The organism is Cellulosimicrobium sp. G4 BAM 1002 (genome assembly GCF_057126935.1).
Genome location: NZ_CP182109.1, coordinates 4,297,616 through 4,312,249, shown reverse-complemented (window position 1 = coordinate 4,312,249; position 14,634 = coordinate 4,297,616). Strand labels below are relative to the sequence as shown.

Sequence of the window (14,634 nt, the reverse complement as noted above, 5' to 3'; positions counted from 1 at the left end):
GGTCAGGGGCGGACGAGGCGCAGGGGTGCCTCCGCGGTGCGCACGGTCACGGTCTGACCCCAGGAGGCGACGAGGCGGTCGTCCTCCACGCCGTCGCCGAACACGACGAGACGGTCGGACGCGACGGTGAGCGCGACGTCGGCTCCGTCGTCGACGTAGCCCTCCGTGAGGCTCGCGCCCGTCGCGGGCGACGGCCACGCCTCGCGCACGAACCAGCCGAGCCGGTGCTCGGTCCGCGCCGGCGCCGGGCGACCGCCGCGGTCGTGGGCGAGCGACGCCCACCAGCCGGTCGCGCCGGTGCCCGTGGCGACGAGCACGCCCGACGACGACTGCCGCTCCTCGCCCGCCGCGCACCGCAGCGTGTAGCGCGCGCTCTGGTGGCTCGGGTGCCCGACGAACACCTCGTTGAGCGCCGTGAGGTGCTGGCCGTCGTCGAGGTCGGCGCGGGCCATGGTGAGGGCGTCGACCGGGAGCCGTGCCGCCGGGTCGGTCGTGCCGCCCGCCGCGCCCACGCCGTCGTCGGGCCCGAGGCCGCGCAGCAGGGCGGCCGCCGCCGCGACGGTGTGCCGGACGAGCACCCCGGCGTTGACGCCCGGTTCGGGGTCGACGCCGAGCACGGGCTGCCCCCGCAGGTACTTCGCGACGTTCGCGACGAGGCCGTCCTGCCCGACGACCACCACCACGTCCTCGGGCGCGACGAGGAACCGCGACAGGTCGGCTCGCTCGACGTCCGCGCGCGCCCACCCTGCCGGCAGGGCGGCGACGACGGCGTCACGCGCCGCCGCGAGGGCGTCGTGCCGCGCCTGGACCTCGCCGAGCGACCGGCCGCGCGAACGGAGGAAGAACTCCGCCTGCCCGCGCGTGCCGTGCCGGTCGAGGAGGTCGTCGAGCTCGGTGCGCCGGTGCACGACGACGGCGCGTCGCCGGAGCATCGTCAGGCCGCCTTCCCGGCGGTCCCCGCCCCGGCCGGGCCGTCGTCGGGCCCGAGCCCCCGGACGAGGGTCGACAGGACTCCGGTGAGCAGGTCGGGCGTGATGGTGAGGTTCTGGACGGCGGGAAGCGAGCCGGCCGCATCACGGACCGCGAGCGCCAGGAGCGTGCCCTGCCCGGCGGTCGCGTAGACGTCCATCCGTGCCTGCTCCGCGGCGGCCTCGGCGGCGCCGACGACCCGCACCTGCTCGGCCCTCGCCTCGGTCGTGAGCTGCGCGCGCTCGGCCGTCGCGCGGGCGTCGACGAGCGCCGCGGCCGCCTTCTCCTCCGCCTCGCGCCGGGCGTTCGCGCCCTCCTGCGCGACGAGGCGCTCGCGGCGGGTCGCGAGCTCGATCTTGCTCGCGAGCTCGTTCTCCGCGATGGCGCGCTCGCGCTCGACGGCCAGCGCCCGCCGCTCGTACGTCGCGCGGTCGGCCTCGGCCTGGACGTGCTCGCGGGCCGGCGTCTGGAGCGCGCGCTCGACGTCCTTCTCGGGCCGGACCGCGAGCACCTGGACCCCGACGACGACGATGCCCGTCGCGCCGAGGCGCACGTCCGTGGTCAGGGCCTCGGTCAGCACGTCGCGCACCCGCGGCACGCCGGTGGTGAGCGCGTCGGCGAGCGGCATCGCGGCGAGCGTGTCCGCCGCCCGGCTCTGCGCCAGGCGCCCGACGATGCTCGTCACCTGGTCGCGACCCGCGGTGCTCGTCTCGCCGGTGCGCGGGTCGACGGCGAAGTCGAGGCGCTGGGAGACGGTCACAGGCTCGACGAACCGGTAGGTGACGCCGGCCTGCACGGTGACGTCCTGCTGGTCGGCGGTCACGGCGTGGAAGAAGACGGGCAGCTCCTGGTCGTCGACGGGGACCTCCGAGAGCACCGAGGTCGTGGGGCGGAACCAGAACGCCTGCCCGACGCCCTCGTGCACGACGCGACCGCGCCGCAGGTGCACGACGTGCCCGGTAGGGCTGCCGAGGAAGTGCCGGGTCCAGGGGTAGCTGCGGATCGTGGCCATCAGTCTCTCCGTTCGTCGTTATCGTCACGTTGACGATAAGCCTGTCCGCATTTCTCGTCAACCTGACGCGAAGTGTGCGAGCATGGACCGGTGACGACGCACCCCGCCCTCGTGCCGCCCACCGCTGCGCTCCTGCCCGTGACGGTCGACGTCGTCGCGCTCACGGTCCGCGAAGGTGCCCTCCACGTGCTCCTCGTCGAGCGCGGCGTCGAGCCGTTCCGGGGCGCGCTCGCCCTTCCCGGCGGGTTCGTGCTCCCAGGAGAACGCCTCGCGCAGGCCGCGCGCCGCGAGCTCGAGGAGGAGACGGGCGTCCGCCCGCCCGGACACCTCGAGCAGCTGCGCACCTACGGCCCGCTCGACCGCGACCCGCGCGGGCCGGTCGTGTCCGTCGCGTACCTGCTGCTCGCGCCCGAGTTCGGCGTCGTGCACGCCGGGTCCGACGCCGGGGGAGCGGACTGGCACCCCGTCGAGCCACTGCTCGCGGTGGGACCGGGTCGCGGCGGGCCGGTGCCGTCCGGCGAGCGCACCGCGTCGGGCGAGCGGGCGTCGTCGGGCACGCCGGCGCCGTCGGGCGCGGACCTCGCGTTCGACCACGCGCGGATCCTCGCCGACGGCGTCGAGCGAGCCCGTGCCAAGCTCGAGTACTCCGCGCTCGCGACGGCGTTCTGCCCGCCCGAGTTCACGATCGCGGACCTGCGCCGCGTCTACGAGGCCGTCTGGGGCGTGCGCCTCGACCCGCGCAACTTCTCGCGCAAGGCGACCACCACCGTGGGGTTCCTCGAGGACACGGGCCTCACGACGTCGGGCGGCACCGGCCGGCCGGCCGCGCTCTATCGCGCCGCGAGCCGACCACCGAACCCGGGCTTACGGGTCACCGAGCGGCCTGCGTGGCCCGCAACCCCGGGTTCGGCGACCGAGCCGGACGACGCGCCCGCGAGCGTGCCCGCCGTCCTCGACCCCCCGCTCATGCGTCCCCGCGCCTGACGGCCCGCCGCGCCTGCGCCCCCGCCCGCTGACGACACCCGGTGCCGAACCCTGGGTTACCGGTCGATCAGCCGCCCGATCGCCCGACAACCCGGGGTTCGGCGGGAGCGGGTGGGGGAGTTCTCCCCCTCGACGCGGTGCCCGACGTGAGTACGCTCACGCGCATGTCGACCTACAGCGTGTGGCGCAGCGACCACGGCAACATCGCGGCACTGTCCGAGGAGCTCGCCACGCAGGCGGCGATGGCGCGCTCGCGCGAGTCGGCGCTGAACCGGCGCCTGCGCTCCCTCGAGGGCGACCTCTCGAGCCGCGTCGAGGTGCTCACACGGCTCGTCAACGCGCTCATCGAGCTCGGCGAGGTCCGCGAGGAGCTCGCGCTGTTCACCCCGGCGCGCCGCGCGCGGGACGCCGCCCGTGCCCTCACGCGCGCCGTCGTCACCGGCGAGGGCGACGTCTCGCACCTGCGTCGCTCGCCCGACCTGGTGGACGTCCACGGCTACTGGCTCGTCCCCGCCGCGCTCGCCGTGGCCGACGTCGCGTCCGGCCGGCTCGACGCCGACGCCGCGCAGGAGGCGCTCCTGCGCGACCGGCGACGCGCGGCGACGTTCCTCGTCGCGGTGTGCACGCTCGTCGGGCAGCCGACGCTCGCCACGGCGTGGACGGCGTCCGTCCTCGACGCGCCCGCGGTGCCCGGCGCTGGGTGGGGGAGCGCCGACGGCGGTCCGGGCGCGAACGGCGGGGGCGCCGCGAACGGGAGCGCGAACGGCGGGGGCACCCCGGCCGAGGTGCTCCTGACCGGCGCCGAGCGGGCGCTGTGGGTCGCTGCTGCCGACGGGCTGCTCGGGGCCGACGGCGCCGACGTCGTGCGGGCGGGCCTCGCGGAGCGGCTCGCCGTGCTCGACGACACCGCGCGCACGCGGCTGCGCACCGTCCTGCTGGTGGAGCCGCCCGCGCTGCCCGGCGGCGGTTCGGAGTGGGGCACGCCCGCGGGCTCACCGGACCAGCTCGACACCCTGCGCACCTGGGCCGACTGGTCGCGCGCCGTCGTCGCGGGGGAGCTCGCGGTGCCCGACGGTGCGGCCGGTGCGGCCGGTGCGGCCGGTGCGGGCGGGGCGGCGGGTGCGGCGCGGGATGCCCTGCTGCGCGTCGTCACGTCGCTCGTCGACGAGGGGGCGCCCGTCGAGCGCGACCTCCTGCGACGTGCCGAGCTGCTCGACGAGCGCGTCGGCCGCACGCCCGACGACGACGGCCCGGCCTGGGACGCCCCGGCGGGCAGCGTCGTGGACCTCGTCGTCGCGGACGCGCGGAGCGACGCCGCCGGCCGGGTGGCGCTCGTCGCCCCGCTCCTGGCGGACGACCTGCGTGCAGCGGTCCACGCACGCGCCGCCGAGATCGCTGCCACCCCGGCGCCCGCCCGGTCGCTGCGCCTCGCGGGCCGCACCGTGACCGTCACGCCCTCCGACGACGGCGCGACGCTCGCCACGACCGCGCGGGCCGAGCACCTCGCGCGACCGGTCGACGGGCCCTCGTGGGGCGTCGTCGGCGGGGTCGGGGCGGTCGCGCTGCTCGGCGTCGTGCTCGGGATCGCGGTGGCACCGGCCTGGCTCGTGCTGGGGATCGGCGCCGCGCTCGTCGCGGGGTGGCAGTGGTTCTCGGGCGAGCAGCGGGCACGCGCGCAGCGCGCCGACGCGCAGGCGCGGGCGGAGCAGTTCGACCGCGACCTCGCGGCGGCACGGGCCGCCGTCGCCGCCGACGACGAGCGGGCACGTACCCGCCGGGAGGCCGTCGCGACGGTCGTCGCGGACGTCGACGACACGCTCGCCGAGCTGGGCGTCTGAGGTCTCGCCAGGGCCGGGATCCCGCGCCTCGCGGGACCTTCGGCCGTCTGCTCCGAGGACCCTCGTCCGGCGTTCGAACGAGCGCTTCGAACGCCGGATGAACTGTCGGTGAACAGTGGCCGAAGAATCCACAGGATGGTCGTGGACCCTTCGGTGCTGACCCCACCATGGAGTACGTGACCGAGACGCTCCTGCTGGTGCTCGTCGTCGTGACCGCACTGGCCTTCGACTTCACCAACGGCTTCCACGACACGGGCAACGCGATGGCTACGTCCATCGCCACCAAAGCCCTCAAGCCCAAGACCGCCGTCGCCCTGTCGGCCGTCCTCAACATGGTCGGGGCGTTCCTGTCCCTGGCCGTCGCCGCGACCATCGCCAAGGGCCTGGTCGACGCGAACGTCATCACGCTCGAGGTCGTGCTGGCCGGCCTGGTCGGCGGCATCACCTGGAACCTGCTGACGTGGCTGTTCGGCATCCCGTCGAGCTCGTCGCACGCCCTCATCGGCGGCGTCGTGGGCTCGGTGCTCGCCGCCGTCGGCACGCAGGGCGTCATCTGGAGCGGCGTCGCCGCGAAGGTGCTCATCCCCGCGCTGCTGGCCCCGCTCGTCGCGGTCGGCGTCGCGAGCGTCGGCACCTGGGCGGTCGCCCGGGTGACGCGCGACGTGCCCGAGGACGTCTCGACGCGCGCGTTCCGGTGGGGCCAGGTCGGCTCCGCCTCGCTCGTCTCGCTCGCGCACGGCACCAACGACGCGCAGAAGTCGATGGGCATCATCCTGCTCGCGCTCATCGCGGCCGGTGCTGTCCCGTCCGACTCGGGCGTGCCGTTCTGGGTGATCCTCTCGTGCGCGCTCTTCATGGCGCTCGGCACGTACCTCGGCGGCTGGCGCATCATCCGCACGCTCGGCAAGGGCCTCGTCGAGATCGACACGCGCCAGGGCATGGCCGCGGAGACGTCGTCGGCCGCCGTCATCCTCATGTCCGGGCTCTTCGGCTACTCGCTCTCGACGACGCACGTCGCCACCGGCTCGATCCTCGGCTCCGGCGTCGGGATGCCGGGCGCGAAGGTCCGCTGGGGCGTCGCGGGCCGCATGCTCGCCGCGTGGGGCCTCACGCTTCCCGCCGCCGGCCTCGTCGGCGCCGCGTGCTACGGCATCCAGCACGGGATCGGCGGGACGGGCGGCACGCTCGCCGTGTTCGCGATCCTCATCGCGACCTCGGCCGCCATCTGGGTAGCCTCGCGTCGCAAGCCCGTCGACCACAGCAACGTCAACGACGCCTGGGAGGAGGGCGCCGTGGACACCGGCCTCGAGCCCGAGGTCGTCGAGGCCCGCGAGGCCAGGCTCGAGCGTCGCCTCGACGACGCCGACCCCTTCACGGAGCCCGCGCCGCTGCCCGCGGTCCCGCCCGTCGCCTCGTCCGTCACAGCGCCCCGCGCCTCGCGCCAGCGCGCGGGCGTCTGACCGGGCTGTCCTGAGACCAAGGAGAGAACCGTGCTCATCGAGATCGACTCGCTGCTCAAGGTCGTCGTCGCCGGCCTCGTCGTCGGGGCCGGGCTGCCCGCGCTGTTCGCGCTGGGCGTCCGCCTCGCGGCGGGCCGCACCGCACCCGTCGAGGTCGGCACGGCCGACGGCCGCTTCACCCCGGACGGCCGGACCGTCCGCGTCGAGGTCGCGTCCCGGGGGCGCCAGGTCGGCGCCGCGGTGTGCTTCGCCGTCGTCGTGCTGGCCATCGCGGGCGGCATCGCGTTCGTCGCCGGCGGGGGCCACTGACCCCGAAGCGGGGTGTCAGGCGGAGTCGCGCACCACGAGGCTCGGGGTGAAGAGCGTCGAGCGTGCCTCGGTGTCGGGGTCGTCGATCGCGGCGAGCAGGAGCCGAGCCATCTCGCTCGCCATCTCCTCGACGGGCTGACGGACCGTCGTGAGCGGCGGGTGGGCCTGCAGCGCGACGGTCGAGTCGTCGAAGCCGACGACCGCGACGTCGTCGGGCACGCGCCGGCCGGCTGACTGCAGGACGATCGACGCGCCGTCGGCCATGAGGTCGCTCGCCGCGAACACGCCGTCCACGTCGGGCCGGGCCGCGAGCAGCTCGCGTGCGGCCGCCTCGCCGCCCGCCCGCGTGAAGTCCCCCACGACGACGACGGGCTCCGCCAGTCCGGCGGCGCGCACGACCTCGAGGAAGCCCTCGAGCCGTTCCCGCGCGAACGGCACGTCCGACGGCCCGGCGACCGTGGCGAGCCGCGTGCGTCCCGTGGTCACGAGGCGCTCCGCGGCGAGCCGCCCGCCGGCGGCCTGGTCCAGGTCGACGCGGCTGACGCCGGCGGACTCGTCGGCACCCTCGACGTGCGTCGAGATCACGACCGGCGTGGAGAGCGCGGCGAGCCGCGCGGGGAGCGGGTCGCCCGTGCTCGACGTGATGAGCAGGACGCCGTCGACGTGACCCTGGCGGACGTACCGCACGACCTGGTCGTGGGCGGGAGGGTCGGCGGGCAGGATCGCGAGGTGGATGTCGCGCGGGCGCAGCACCTGCTGGGCGCCCGCCGTCACGCGGCCGACGTACGGGTCGGTGAAGAGCCGTTCGAGGAACGGACTCGTCGAGTGCTGCTCCGTCGGCTCCGAGACGACGAGGGCGACCGAGCCCGTGCGCCGCGTGACGAGCGTCCGCGCGGCGAGGTTCGGGACGTACCCGGTCTCCTCGATCGCCTTCTCGACGACCGCGACGATCCCCGGGTCCACCGTCGGCACGCCGTTGATGACGCGCGACACGGTCGCGCGGGAGACGCCCGCGACGGCGGCGACGGCCTCGAGGGTCGGGCGGGTTTCCGGGCGACGGGATGCCATGCCGTCAGTTATACCGGTGCGCGCTGTGACCGGTCAGCGACCGATCAGCCGAGCCGCTCCTTCGCGGCCAGCACGCGCAGCACGGCCGCGTCGACCTTCTCTGCGAACGCCGCGTCGCTCGACGCCCGCTCGACGACGGCTCCGACCATCTCGGCGACGACTCCCGGGTCCGCCGACGCGAGCACCATGTCCCCGCCGGCGTCGATCGTCAGGACCGCGCGGTCCGCGGGCGACCACTGCTGCACCTGTGCGGCGGCCGACACGTCGTCGGTGATGACGACGCCGTCGAAGCCGAGATCGCCGCGCAGCATCCCGTCCACGACGACGGGCGAGAACGCGGCGGGGAGCGACCCGTCGATCTGCGGGTAGACCGCGGTGGACGTCATGACGAACGCCGCGCCCGCCTCGAGCCCCGACGCGAAGACCGCGACGGACGGGTCGTCGCGCGTCGTCACGTCGTCCGTCACGCCCGCGTCCGTGTCCGTGTTCTCCGTGACGCGCCCGAGCCCGGGGAAGTGCTTGATCGTCACGTCGACGCCCGAGGCGACCATCCCGGCGGTGAAGGCGTTCGCGTGGGACGTCACCGACTCGGGCGTGAAGCCGTAGCTGCGGTCGAACGCGCCGATCGGCGGGTTCTGGGACGCCGATCCCTCGGGCACGAGGTCCATGACGGGCGCGAGGTTGAGGTTGACGCCCGCGGCGGCGAGCTCGGAGCCCCATGTCGTGGCCTGGCCCTGGAGCGCGGCGGCATCGACGCGGGACTGGTCGAGCGCCGTCGGGATGTCGGAGAAGCCCGCGCCGCGCAGCACCTGGACGAACCCGCCCTCCTGGTCCGTCGCGACGAACAGCGGCGTGCCGCGCGTCGACTCCTCGGAGACGAGCGACGTGAAGCTCGCGACGAGGTCCGCCGTCGGGCCGACGCCCGCCTGCGTGCGGCCCGCGAGGAAGACGTTGCCCACGTGCAGCCCGGTCACCGCGTCGTAGCTCACCTGCTGCGGCGCGCGCACGTCGACCCCGACCATGAAGAGCTGACCCACCTTCTGCTCGAGCGTCCAGCCGGCGAGCGGGTCCTCGGGTGGTGTGGAGGGCGTCGGGGGAGTGGCCGACGGCGACGGGTCGGGCGAGGCGGTCGGCGAGCCCGTGGTAGGTGCGGGGGCCGGACGGGTGACGTACCAGACCACCGCGGCGACCGCGGCGAGGGTGGTGACGAGAGCGACGACGATCCAGACGGTGCGAGCGCGGGTGGTCAAGGAAACACCTCCGACGGCCACCGTATCCGGGTGGTGCGGTGAGCGTGTGTGACGAGCGCAACGGTGTCCTCCGCGTCATGATGCCGAGAGGGGGGAGTCTCGTGATGTGAGAGATGCGCCGGTCACCCGGAGCATCTGCCCGACGTCGTCCGACCCTGGAGCACGGCATGACCCCTCGCCCTCCTGTCCGCACCGTCGCTCTCGACCGCTCCCGGCGAGCGGTCGCCGCTGTGGTGGCCGTGGCCCTCGCGCTGGTCGGGGCCGTCGTGCTCGTCGCCGGCCCGCAGGTGCGGCCCGCGCACGCGGCGATCGGCTTCTGCCCCGACCCGGACGACTTCCCGGACATCGGTCCGCTGCCCGAGTTCACCGACAACAACGTCGCGGTCTACGCGGGCGGGAACTACCTCGTCACGGGGACGGCGGCGGAGAGCGAAGGCCTGCTCGTCGTCCGTGGCGACGCGACCTTCGACAAGACCGCGGGCGGCAGCTTCAACATCGGGTCGGTCGGTGCGGGCTCCGGGATCGTCCCGGAGCCGGGCTCGCCCATGCTCCAGGTGGGCGGGACGCTGAACGTCGTCGCGCCGACCAACGTGATCGTCGGCGCGAACGTCGACGGCGGCGGCGCGGTGCACGTGGGGGCGGAGAACCTCAGCACGGGGAACCTCGACACGAACGGCGGCGACGTCGTCACCGAGATGGGACAGGATGCCGCGCTCGCACCGTGGCAGGGGTTCCAGGACGTCGTCACGAGCACGTCGGCCACGCTCGGAGCGGTCCCCGCGACGGGGACGGCGGTGCGCTCCGGTGGACAGGTGCTGTTCACGAGCACCGACCCGGCGAACACCGCGCTCCAGGCGTTCACGATCGACGCCGCCGATCTCGACGGGGCGTCCGAGTACTCGTTCGTCGGGATCCCTGACGGCGCTCCGGTCGTGGTCGACGTGGTCGGTGACGCCCCTGTCACCGTCACCGTCAACAGCGTCCTGCTGAACGGCGAGCGGGTCGACGACCCGGCGAACATCGGCAACGCCGCCGCGCGCATCCTGTGGAACTTCACGGGCGCAGGAGCCGTGGCTGTGAACGGCGCGGGTCAGTGGGTCGGGTCGATCCTCGCCCCAAGCGCACCCGACGTGACGCTGAACGCGAGCACCAACGGGCGCGTCTACGCCGGCAGCGACCTCACGACGTCGGGCAGCGGCAACGAGCAGCACAACTACCCGTGGATCGGCCCGGGGCCGTTCGACTGCATCCCGTCGTCGAGCTTCGGCGTGCAGAAGACGGTCACGGGCGAGGCGTCCGCGGACGTGCCGGCGGACACGACGTTCGACGTCGAGTACACGTACGAGCAGCCGGACGGGGCGACGGGCGGGGACACGCTCGTCGTGCCGATCAGCGGCGAGCTCGTCTACGGCCCGAACCTGCCGGTCGGAACGGTCGTGACCGTCAGCGAGACGACGCTGCCCGAGGTGCCCGGGGTCGAGTGGGGCACCCCGGTGATCCAGGTGAACGGGGAGCCGCTGGGCGACCCGGCGCAGTTCACGATCGCGCAGGACCAGACCGTCACCGTGACCGTGGTGAACACGGCGAACGGCGCCGGGGAGCCCGTGCTCGGTGGGTTCACGGTCCAGAAGTCCGTGACCGGCGACGCGTCGGGGCTCGTCCCGGACGACACGGAGTTCCTCGTCGACTGGGACGCGACGATCCCGGACGGCGCGACGTACGAGGGCGAGACGTCGGGCACGCTCACCGTCCTGGCGGACGGGACGGTCGTGGCCGGCCCGACCGACCTGCCCGTCGGGACGACGGTCACGCTCACCGAGCAGGAGCCGCTGCCCGCGATCGAGGGCGTGGACTGGGGCGAGCCGACGATCAGCCCGGCGTCGCCGATCACGATCGTGGAAGGCGCGACCGGCGTCGCGGTGACGGTCACGAACGTGGCGGACGCCGCCGTCGGCGGGTTCACGGTGCAGAAGGTCGTCGCGGGCGACGCCGCGGAGGCCGTCCCCGCAGGCACGTCGTTCGTCGTCGACTGGACCGCGACCATCCCGGACGGCGCGACCTACGACGGCGCGACGTCGGGCGAGCTGACCGTGCGCGCCGACGGGACCGTCGTCGCAGGGCCGACGGACCTGCCGGTCGGGACGACGGTCACGCTCACCGAGCGGCAGCCGCTCCCCGAGGTCGACGGCGTCGTGTGGGGGCTGCCCACCATCGAGCCGGCCCCACCGATCACGATCGTCGAGGGCGCGACGGGCGTCGCCGTGACGGTCACGAACACGGCGATCGCACCCGAGGAGGTCGGGGGCTTCGCGGTCCAGAAGTCCGTCATCGGCGACGCCGCGGGCGCGGTGCCCGCAGGCACCGCGTTCGTCGTCGCCTGGACCGCCGAGCTTCCCGCAGGCTCCGAGTACGACGGCCCCACGGACGGGACCGTGACGGTCCGCGCGGACGGGACGGTCGTCGACGGCCCGCAGGATCTCCCCGCGGGGACGGTCGTGACGTTCACCGAGCAGACGATGCCGCCGGTCTCCGGCATCGACTGGGGGCAGCCGACCGTCTCGCCCGGCACGCTGACGATCGGCGAGGGCGACGAGGTCGCGGGCGTCGTCGTGACGAACGAGGCGACCGCCCAGCTCGGCGGGTTCTCGCTCGCCAAGGTGGTCGCAGGCGGCCTCGCGGGCTCGGTGCCGCCCGAGACGCCGTTCGAGGTCGAGTGGTCGGCGACGCTCCCCGAGGGCTTCAGGTACGACGGCGAGACCACAGGGACGCTCACGCTCCTCGCGGACGGCACGGTGGTCGACGGTCCGCAGGACCTCCCGGTCGGGACCGTCGTGACGTTCACGGAGATCAACCTGCCCGACGTCGACGGCGTCGTGTGGGGCGCGCCGACCTTCTCACCGGGCTCCGTGACGGTCGGCGACGGCGAGAACACGCTCGTGACGCTGACGAACACGACGCAGGACGTGGCAGAGGTCGGGGGCTTCTCCGTCGCGAAGGAGGTGACGGGTGACCGCGCCGACCTCGTGCCGGCGGACACCGTGTTCACGGTCGCGTACTCCTACGAGCTCGACGGCACGCTCGTCGGCGGCTACCTCGAGGTCCCGGCGGACGGGACGGTCGTCGACGGGCCGCAGAACCTCCCGGCCGGGACCGTCGTGACGTACACCGAGGCGGACCTGCCCGAGATCCCGGGGGTCGCGTGGGGCGTGCCGGACTTCAGCCCGGACTCGGTCGTCGTCGGCGACGGCACGAACACGCTCGTCACGGCGACGAACACCGCGAACCAGGCGGTCGGCGGGTTCTCGGTCGTCAAGGCCGTCGTGGGCGAGGCGGCCGATGCGGTCCCCCCGAGCACCGAGTTCACGGTCGGCTACGCGTTCGAGGTCGGGGGCGAGAGCGTCACGGGGTCGCTGGTCGTGCGGGCGGACGGCGCGGTCGTCGACGGGCCGCAGGGGCTGCCCGTGGGGACCGTGGTCCGGCTCTCCGAGTCGGACGTGCCCGAGATCGGCGGGGTCGACTGGGGCACGCCGGTCTTCACCGTCGACGGCGAGCCGGTCACCGAGGTGACCGTCGGCGACGACCCGGTGGTCGTGACGCTCACCAACAGCGCCTCGGACGAGGCGCTCGCCATCACCGGCACCGACGCCGCCCTCGCGACGGTCCTCGCGCTCCTGTTCCTCGGCACGGGCGGCGCGCTCCTCGTGATCCGCGCCTACCGCCGCCGCGCCGCCTGACGCCCGCTCGCCGGCCGCGTCAGTCGTGGCCGGCGAGCGTCGCCAGCGCCTTCGCCCACAGCGCGTGCGCGCGCTCTGCGCGGTCGGCGGTCTCGATGTTCTTCTCGACGACGCGGACGAGCGTGCCGGAGTCGTCCGGCTCGAGCGTGATCGCGATGTCGTGGTAGTTCTCGGGCACGTCGGGCAGGCCCATCGTGGGCGAGAAGTGCGTGAAGTGGAGCAGGCGCGGCCGCTCGACGGCGACGACGGTGCCCCAGTCCGCGAACTCGCGGCCCATGTAGTGGCCCTCGAACGTCACGGGGCTGCCGGGACGGTAGTCGGTCTCGACGTTCATGCCGAGCATCCAGCGCGCACCGGGGTGCATCATCTCCGACCACACGACCTGCGGCGGGCGGGCGACATGGATCTCGACGGTCGTGGTGTGCTCGGTCGCGGTGCTCTCGGTCATCGGGTACCTCCGGGGTCGGGCAGGGGGCCTGCGAGTGACGGTAGACCGTTCGGCGCCATGCGGCAGCCCGGCAGGCGTCGGCGGGCGTGGGTAGGTTCGTCGGTGTGACCCGACTCGTGCTCGTCCACGGCCGCGACAACCAGGGCCTCGACGCCGACGCCCTCGAACGGACCTGGCTCACCGTGCTCCGCGCGGGGCTCGCGGAGGTGGGGTCGGACGCCCGGCCCGGGGACGCCGACGCGTCGTTCGTCTACTACGGCGACGCGCTCGCGGGCCTCGTCGACGGGGACGGGGACGCCCCGCCCGTGACGGTCCACGCGCTGACCTTGCTGCCCGACGACGAGCTCGCGTTCGTCGCCGCCGTCGCCGAGGAGGTGCTCCACGGAGCAGGGGTCGACGTCGCCGCGCTGCGTGACGCCGTGGGGCGTGCGGAGGGCGTGGACCTCGGCGGGGCGGTGAGAGCGTGGCTGGGCGCCCTGCTGTCCGCGCTGGACCGCTACGTGCCCGGCCTGAGCAGCGGCGTCGTCGTGCTGCTCGCGCACGACGTGTGGACGTACCTGCACGACCCCGACGCCCGGCGCGCGCTCGACGACGCCCTGGCGGCGGCGATGCCGGTCGGGGAGCCGGCCGTCGTCGTGGCGCACTCGTTCGGGTCGGTCATCGCGTACGCGGTGCTGCGCGAGCACGCTCACGCCGCACGCTGGGACGTGCCGCTGCTCCTCACGCTCGGTTCGCCGCTCGCGATCCGGGCGATCCGCGACGTGCTCGCGGCGGGGTCCCCGCTCCGCGTGCCCGCCCCGGTGCGCCGGTGGGTCGCCGCCCGCGACCCGCGGGACGCGCTCGCGCTGCACGGCCTGGGGCCGGAGGCGTTCCCGCTCGACCCGCCGTCGCCCGCGATCGAGACGCTCGTCGTCGAGAACCGCGCCCCCGGGCACCACTCCGCGGCCGTGCTGCTCGACGACGGCACCCCCGCGGGCTACCTCGCCGCGCCGGCCGTCGCTCGCGCCGTGGCGGACGCCCTCGGCGGGTGAGGAGGCACCCGCGCGGCCGTCGAGGCGAGCCCTACGCCACGCCGTGCAGCCGCGCGTGCAGCGACCGGATCTCCTCCGTGAGCTCGCGGGCCGGACCCCGCACGGCGACGCCCGGCGCGACGTCCCCGATCGCGAGCGGTCGCACGGGCCCCGGCGCGACACCCCACTCCTCCAGCCAGCCGAGGAGCTGCGTCGTGCTCGCGGCGTAGACGATCGGTCCGAGCCCGACCCACGCGTGCGCCGCGCTGCACATCGCGCAGTGCTCGCCGGACGTGTAGACGACCGCGACGCGCCGCTCCTCGGGCGTCAGGTGCGCGGCGGCCCAGCGGGCGATCTCGAGCTCGGGGTGCCGGGTGGCGTCGCCGCCCTTCACGCGGTTGCGGTCCTCGAACCGCACGACGCCGTCGCCGTCGACGAGGACGGAGCCGAACGGCTCGTCCCCGTCGTCCAGCGCCTCGCGTGCGAGCTCCACGCAGCGACGCAGGTGCTGCAGGTCGACGGGGGTCAGGTCGGGAGCGACAGTCATGCCGC

At 74.8% G+C, this 14,634-nt stretch carries 12 protein-coding genes; 6 read left to right on the top strand and 6 right to left on the bottom strand.

The genetic code is table 11. From position 1 onward, the window contains the following. Window positions 1-2 precede the first annotated feature (2 nt). Both ACMXGY_RS19210 and ACMXGY_RS19205 read right to left on the bottom strand, forming a co-directional pair. Window positions 3-932, bottom strand: a complete 930-nt coding sequence (locus ACMXGY_RS19210; RefSeq protein ID WP_483774566.1) for a diacylglycerol kinase catalytic domain-containing protein — start codon at window positions 930-932, stop codon at window positions 3-5. Window positions 933-934: 2 nt separating this feature from the next. Further along, entirely contained in the window at window positions 935-1,981 is a 1,047-nt protein-coding gene (locus ACMXGY_RS19205) for an SPFH domain-containing protein (protein ID WP_483774565.1), read from the bottom strand. A gap of 90 nt (window positions 1,982-2,071) precedes the next feature. On the opposite strand from ACMXGY_RS19205, the gene ACMXGY_RS19200 reads away from it, so the two are divergent. The 4 genes from ACMXGY_RS19200 (at window position 2,072) to ACMXGY_RS19185 (ending at window position 6,572) form a co-directional block, all read left to right on the top strand. Next, window positions 2,072-2,965 carry an NUDIX hydrolase gene (locus tag ACMXGY_RS19200; RefSeq protein WP_483774564.1) on the top strand — a complete coding sequence of 298 codons (894 nt, stop codon included), beginning with the start codon at window positions 2,072-2,074 and terminating at the stop codon, window positions 2,963-2,965. Between the two features lie 164 nt (window positions 2,966-3,129). Then, on the top strand, window positions 3,130-4,803 hold the full coding sequence (locus ACMXGY_RS19195; protein WP_483774563.1) for a hypothetical protein: 1,674 nt from the start codon (window positions 3,130-3,132) through the stop codon (window positions 4,801-4,803). 167 nt (window positions 4,804-4,970) lie between these two features. After that, the gene (locus ACMXGY_RS19190; protein WP_483774562.1) at window positions 4,971-6,263 is read left to right on the top strand and encodes an anion permease; all 1,293 of its coding nucleotides are present in this window, start codon (window positions 4,971-4,973) and stop codon (window positions 6,261-6,263) included. Window positions 6,264-6,293: 30 nt separating this feature from the next. Beyond that, on the top strand, window positions 6,294-6,572 hold the full coding sequence (locus ACMXGY_RS19185) for a hypothetical protein (protein ID WP_483774561.1): 279 nt from the start codon (window positions 6,294-6,296) through the stop codon (window positions 6,570-6,572). A gap of 15 nt (window positions 6,573-6,587) precedes the next feature. Here the strand turns inward: ACMXGY_RS19185 and ACMXGY_RS19180 are convergent, their stop codons facing one another. Beyond that, window positions 6,588-7,640 carry a LacI family DNA-binding transcriptional regulator gene (locus tag ACMXGY_RS19180; protein WP_483774560.1) on the bottom strand — a complete coding sequence of 351 codons (1,053 nt, stop codon included), beginning with the start codon at window positions 7,638-7,640 and terminating at the stop codon, window positions 6,588-6,590. A 44-nt stretch (window positions 7,641-7,684) separates the two neighbouring features. After that, complete coding sequence (locus ACMXGY_RS19175) at window positions 7,685-8,890, bottom strand: glycoside hydrolase family 3 N-terminal domain-containing protein (RefSeq protein WP_483774559.1); 1,206 nt, start codon at window positions 8,888-8,890, stop codon at window positions 7,685-7,687. Window positions 8,891-9,057: 167 nt separating this feature from the next. On the opposite strand from ACMXGY_RS19175, the gene ACMXGY_RS19170 reads away from it, so the two are divergent. Next, the gene (locus tag ACMXGY_RS19170) at window positions 9,058-12,624 is read left to right on the top strand and encodes a DUF5979 domain-containing protein (protein WP_483774558.1); all 3,567 of its coding nucleotides are present in this window, start codon (window positions 9,058-9,060) and stop codon (window positions 12,622-12,624) included. Between the two features lie 19 nt (window positions 12,625-12,643). On the opposite strand, the gene ACMXGY_RS19165 is transcribed toward ACMXGY_RS19170, so the two are convergent. Continuing rightward, a complete protein-coding gene (locus ACMXGY_RS19165; protein WP_483774557.1) occupies window positions 12,644-13,072 on the bottom strand; it encodes an SRPBCC family protein in 429 nt (142 codons plus the stop codon). A gap of 104 nt (window positions 13,073-13,176) precedes the next feature. Here ACMXGY_RS19165 and ACMXGY_RS19160 point away from each other — a divergent pair, with 104 nt between their 5' ends. Next, window positions 13,177-14,103, top strand: coding sequence for a hypothetical protein (locus ACMXGY_RS19160; RefSeq protein ID WP_483774556.1), 927 nt, complete (start codon window positions 13,177-13,179; stop codon window positions 14,101-14,103). A gap of 31 nt (window positions 14,104-14,134) precedes the next feature. Here the strand turns inward: ACMXGY_RS19160 and ACMXGY_RS19155 are convergent, their stop codons facing one another. Next, complete coding sequence (locus ACMXGY_RS19155; RefSeq protein ID WP_483774555.1) at window positions 14,135-14,629, bottom strand: nucleoside deaminase; 495 nt, start codon at window positions 14,627-14,629, stop codon at window positions 14,135-14,137. Window positions 14,630-14,634 lie beyond the last annotated feature (5 nt).